This window comes from uncultured Ralstonia sp., assembly GCA_913056305.1.
GTDB lineage: Bacteria > Pseudomonadota > Gammaproteobacteria > Burkholderiales > Burkholderiaceae > Ralstonia.
The window spans coordinates 1-2,226 of the sequence record CAJXMR010000398.1; the positions used below are offsets into that span (position 1 = coordinate 1).

At 63.8% G+C, this 2,226-nt stretch carries 3 protein-coding genes; 1 reads left to right on the forward strand and 2 read right to left on the reverse strand.

All coding sequences use genetic code 11. From position 1 onward, the window contains the following. Nucleotides 1-161 precede the first annotated feature (161 nt). Both QZ609_RS26535 and QZ609_RS26540 read right to left on the reverse strand, forming a co-directional pair. A complete protein-coding gene (locus QZ609_RS26535; protein ID WP_295501520.1) occupies nt 162-1,040 on the reverse strand; it encodes a lipid A biosynthesis lauroyl acyltransferase in 879 nt (292 codons plus the stop codon). A 77-nt stretch (nt 1,041-1,117) separates the two neighbouring features. Further along, the gene (locus QZ609_RS26540) at nt 1,118-1,378 is read right to left on the reverse strand and encodes a hypothetical protein (RefSeq protein WP_295501523.1); all 261 of its coding nucleotides are present in this window, start codon (nt 1,376-1,378) and stop codon (nt 1,118-1,120) included. Nucleotides 1,379-1,654: 276 nt separating this feature from the next. Between QZ609_RS26540 and QZ609_RS26545 the strand changes: the two genes are divergently transcribed. Beyond that, nucleotides 1,655-1,858 (forward strand): cold-shock protein, encoded by a 204-nt coding sequence (locus tag QZ609_RS26545; RefSeq protein ID WP_295501525.1) that lies wholly within the window; start codon nt 1,655-1,657, stop codon nt 1,856-1,858. The last annotated feature ends 368 nt before the right edge of the window (nt 1,859-2,226 follow it).

Here is a 2,226-nt window from a genome sequence, read left to right on the forward strand (position 1 = left end):
GCACCCTCCAGTGGGTACGATATTACTTCCTAATTAAACGTTACGGTTCACTAGCCGCCATAGAGCGGCGGGGCATCGCCCAATAACCATTGATTGACGCATTCCCGAGACGGGCGGGAGTGCCAGCCGAGCGGGCCATCGCCAGCCGCCTGCGCGGCGCTTCAGTAGACCGACGCTTGGCCGTCCGGCCGATGCTTGAAGCGCCGATGCACCCAGTAGTACTGCTCCGGCATGCGCAAGATCTGCTGCTCCAGGAAGGCGTTCATGCGCGTTGCGTCAACCACGTCGTCTCCGGACGGAAAGCCCGCGAGCGGCTCGAATATTTTCAGCGCGTAGCCTTGGTAGTCGGGCAGGACTTCGGTCACGAACGGCACGACGCGTGCCTTGCTGGCCTGCGCCAGGCGCGCGACCGACGTGAGGGTGCAGGCCGGCACGCCAAAGAACGGCGCAAACACGGAATCGCGCCGCCCAAAATCCATGTCTGCCGCCAGCATGACCGGCGGCCCACTGCGCAGCACGCGCACGGTCTGCCGCGCGCTGTTGGCACGCGGCATCATCACCGTACCAAAGCGACCGCGCTGGCGCAGGGCGACGTCGTCCAGCGCCGTGTTCGACATCGGCGTGTAGAGCGATGCCACAGGCCGCCCGATCGAATACCGCATGCAGCCGGCCTCGATGCCGACAAAGTGGAAGCCCAGGAAGATGGTCGGCTCGGTGGCGGCCGCGTCGAGGTTGATGGCGGACTCCACGCGCACCAGCTTCTCCAGCCGCCGCGCAGAACCGAACCACTGCACGCCCCGCTCCACATAGCTGCGCATGACATGCTGGAAGTGCGCACGCGCCAGGCGCTGGCGCTGCGGCGCCGTCATGTGCGGGAAGCACAGCGCCAGATTGACGTCGACGATATGCCGGCGCCGGCTCGGAATGCGATGCAGGAGCGTGCCGAGCGCCATGCCCATGCGCGCGACAACACCATAGGGCACCCACGCAACGGCGCGCAGCATGCCCTCTGTCAGCAGACGACCAAGAAACGATTGCAATGAGACTCCAGGGCTGGGTTCGCTTGCGGCGCACACCCTGAAGAGAGGAATGCTAGCTGCGTGAATCGGGCATCGGATCAGCGCTCACCCGGCTCGGGCGCGCTGGTGTCGCCGTCTGGCGCAACCGGGCTTTGAAGCTGCCACCCGGGGTTCAGCGCGCGCTTGCCTTCGCGATAGGTCCAGCAGGCGCCGCACGCCTGGCAGCGGAAGGTGCTGACCGTCACGATGCCTTCGTTCGGGAGCTTGCTGCGCCGCGTGTCCGTGATCTGCAGGACCGCATGGCGAGCGGTGTCGCCGTCACCCGCGCGAACCGCCAAACACGCCGAGCAAAGTTGCATAGGGAATCCGATATGAGGCCGGCGATGCTAGCACGGGCATGGTCGGCGTGCTTAATAATTCGGCACAAACATAGCCTAAGCGTACCGTGGAGCACAATTTTCTGGTTGACACGGCCCGCCAAGGTGCTTATAAGGGCTGGGCAGGATTTTCGAGCGGCGAATTCGACGAAGTGTTTTCGGCCAGCCGTCACAGCGACCCATCATCCGTTCCATGTTTGCGTCTTGATCATCAGGCCCGATTGGCATTCGCCCGTCGGAATCATCAGGAGCTCCAATATGGAAATCGGTACCGTCAAGTGGTTCAACGAAACGAAGGGTTTTGGCTTCATCTCGCCTGAGGCGGGTGGCGACGACCTGTTCGCGCATTTCTCTGAAATTCAGGGCAACGGCTTCAAGACCCTGGCCGAAGGTCAGAAGGTCCGCTTCGTGCGCAGCGTGGGCCAGAAAGGCCCGGCAGCGACCAAGATCGAACCGATCTAACGGCCACTGCAGCACCCAGCATCAAAGCCCTTTCGAGGGCTGAATAAGCTGGTCATCACACCCTACGAGCGGTCACGCTGGTAGGGTGTTTTGCTTTGCGCAGGCCATCCTGCAGAACGCGCGCTGGTTGGGGTCGACCTGGGCAGGCGCGCGTTTCACCTTCAGGGCCAGGCCGGCGGCGTTGCTCGGTCAACGTTGAACGCTTGGTTCGCTCAACCACGGCAAGGCGTATGCCAGAGACGGGGGGATGCCATTCAACCCGGCGTACTTGCGCCCACGCACTGCAGGGCATCGCACAGGCCTGCCGCGCCTCCATCGTGCCCGCCCCGGTTGTGCCCAACTGCCCCAGCCGGCCCGCCCGATCAATC

Bases quoted from the DNA above. Each gene is read 5' to 3' on its own strand.
- QZ609_RS26540 (WP_295501523.1), bottom strand. From the start codon at position 1,378: ATGCAACTTTGCTCGGCGTGTTTGGCGGTTCGCGCGGGTGACGGCGAC.
- QZ609_RS26545 (WP_295501525.1), top strand. From the start codon at position 1,655: ATGGAAATCGGTACCGTCAAGTGGTTCAACGAAACGAAGGGTTTTGGC.